General features: G+C 71.8%; 3 protein-coding genes. 2 read left to right on the top strand and 1 reads right to left on the bottom strand.

Features of this window, described 5'->3' with window-relative positions:
• The coding region (locus AC1DP0_RS20855; RefSeq protein WP_478088294.1) for a cytochrome P450 at positions 1-807 on the bottom strand (807 nt) is incomplete at its 3' end.
• Between the two features lie 94 nt (positions 808-901).
• Between AC1DP0_RS20855 and AC1DP0_RS20860 the strand changes: the two genes are divergently transcribed.
• Together AC1DP0_RS20860 and AC1DP0_RS20865 are read left to right on the top strand one after the other, a co-directional pair.
• Entirely contained in the window at positions 902-2,089 is a 1,188-nt protein-coding gene (locus tag AC1DP0_RS20860; RefSeq protein ID WP_478088289.1) for an NADH-quinone oxidoreductase subunit D, read from the top strand.
• A gap of 8 nt (positions 2,090-2,097) precedes the next feature.
• Positions 2,098-2,325: a hypothetical protein gene (locus tag AC1DP0_RS20865; protein ID WP_478088292.1), complete on the top strand. Its 228-nt coding sequence runs from the start codon at positions 2,098-2,100 to the stop codon at positions 2,323-2,325.
• Positions 2,326-2,418: the final 93 nt, after the last annotated feature.

Genomic DNA, 2,418 nt, shown 5'->3' on the forward strand with positions numbered 1-2,418 from the left:
CATCACGGCCTCGCTCTGGGCGCGGTCTGCCACGAGAGAGGCGAGGCCGTTGCCGAAGCCGTTGACGCTGGCCTCGTGGCCCGCGTTGAGCAGCAGGACGACCGTGGCGACGAGCTCGCGTGGCGAGAGTCGGTCACCGCCGTCACGCTCCTGCACGAGCGAGGTGAGCAGGTCGTCCCCCGGCGCCTCGGCCCGCTCGGCAGCGAGCCGCTCGACGTAGGCCGCGAACTCCTCGCAGGCGCGTTGCGCGTTGCGCTGGGCGTGCTCGTCTGGATCGACCTCGTACATCCGGACGATGGCCTGCGACCAGTCGCGGAGCAGCTTCCAGTCCGCCGCGGGCGCACCGAGCAGCTCGCAGATGACGAGCACCGGGAGCGGCTCCGCATACGTGGCGATGACGTCGACCCGGCCTTCGCGCTCGAGGACGCGCTCGGCCTCGTCGAGCAGGGCCGCCGCCACCTCCTCGACCCGGGGGCGCAGCCGTGCCACGTGGCCACGGGCGAAGGCGCCCGCGACGAGCCGGCGCAGCCTCGTGTGCTTGGGCGGCTCCGAGTCGAGGATCGAGTCGGCGTGCAACCAGTCGAACGTCGTCCAGCCGTCGTCGCCGCTCGATCGCGGGCGCAGGATGCGACCGAGCCGCCGGTCACGCAGGACGTCGTTGGCGGCTGCGTGCGTCGTCGTGACCCACAGGCCCAGGCCCTCGTGCCACAGGACCGGTGCCTGCTCACGCGCCAGGCTCAGGGCCGCGTAGGGGTCGGCGACGAAAGCAGGGTCGCGCAGGTCGAAGGTCGCGCGCGGCACGGGCATCGGGCTCACGCGTCCACTCTGCCGCACCGCAGCCAAGTGCGGGCGGAGGGGCCACACGGCATACGGCACGGGTCTGGGCCGTAGGCTCGGGCGCATGACGGAGACCACCGCCTCGTCGTCGCACTCGCGTCAGGCCCTGACCGTCGGGGTCGGCGCGGGCGGCCTCGCGACGGCCGACATGGTGCTCAACATCGGCCCGCAGCACCCGGCCACGCACGGCGTGCTCCGGCTGCGCATCGTCGTCGACGGCGAGCGGATCGTCAGCGCCGAGCCGATCGTCGGCTACATGCACCGCGGCGCGGAGAAGCTCTTCGAGGTGCGCGACTACCGCCAGATCCTCGTGCTCGCCAACCGGCACGACTGGCTCAGCGCCTTCTCCAACGAGCTCGGCGTCGTCCTCGGGGTCGAGCAGATGCTCGGCATGGAGGTGCCCGAGCGGGCCGTCTGGGCCCGCACCGCGCTCGCCGAGCTCAACCGGGTGCTCAACCACCTGATGTTCCTCGGCAGCTACCCCCTCGAGCTCGGCGCCATCACGCCGGTCTTCCACGCGTTCCGCGAGCGCGAGGAGCTCCAGGCCGTCATGGAGGAGGTCTCGGGCGGGCGCATGCACTACATGTTCAACCGCGTCGGCGGTCTCAAGGAGGACCTCCCGGCCGGCTGGACGGGTCGGGTCGACACGGCGATCGCCAACGTGCGCAAGCGACTTCCCGACCTCGAGCGCCTCATCGTGGGCAACGAGATCCTCGAGGCACGGACGCGTGGCGTGGGTGTCCTGTCGCGGGCGATGGTCGAGGCCTACGGCGTCTCCGGCCCGATCGCGAGGGCCAGCGGGCTCGACGTCGACCTGCGCCGGGACGCGCCCTACCTCGCCTACGGGGAGCTCTTCGGCGACAAGGGCCCTGGTCGTGTCGTGACCCGCACGGCCGGTGACTGCCTGTCGCGCCTCGAGGTGCTGCTCGAGCAGGTCCACGTCTCGCTCGACCTGGCCGAGGCCTGCCTCGACCGGCTCGTGCAGCTGCCGCAGGGCCCGATCAACGTCAAGCTGCCCAAGGTCCTCAAGGTGCCCGAGGGCGAGATCTACAGCGCGACCGAGAACCCCCTCGGTTTCAACGGCTACTACCTCGTCTCGCGCGGCGAGAAGACGCCGTGGCGGCTCAAGCTGCGCTCGGCGTCCTTCAACAACGTCTCGGTGCTCTCCGAGATGCTGCCGGGCCAGCTCATCGCCGACATGGTCGCGATCCTCGGATCGATGTTCTTCGTCGTCGGGGACATCGACAAGTGAGGGGCCGTATGCCGTCCGCCCGCCCCACGCGCGCGAGTGTCCTCCGGGCCGTCGCCGTCACGGTCATCACGGCCACCATCACCCTCGCCGCGGCGTGCTCCGACGAGGACACCGTCGACACCATCCCACCGCCGTGGCCGACGCGCACCACGACCCCGGACGGGCCGCCCCGTCCGCCGTCGGTCAGCACGACTCCCACCCCGACGTCGACGGTCACCGTCGCCCGCACCACCTGACCGTTCCCCAGGGCAAGACCAGAGGGGCGCGCGCCGGAAGGGCGCGCGCCGGATGGTGCGTCGGGTCGTGCTGCGTCTGGTGGGGTGATCACC

The organism is Terrabacter sp. P5_B1 (assembly GCF_056400505.1).

Bases quoted from the DNA above. Each gene is read 5' to 3' on its own strand.
- AC1DP0_RS20865 (WP_478088292.1), top strand. From the start codon at position 2,098: ATGCCGTCCGCCCGCCCCACGCGCGCGAGTGTCCTCCGGGCCGTCGCC.
- AC1DP0_RS20860 (WP_478088289.1), top strand. From the start codon at position 902: ATGACGGAGACCACCGCCTCGTCGTCGCACTCGCGTCAGGCCCTGACC.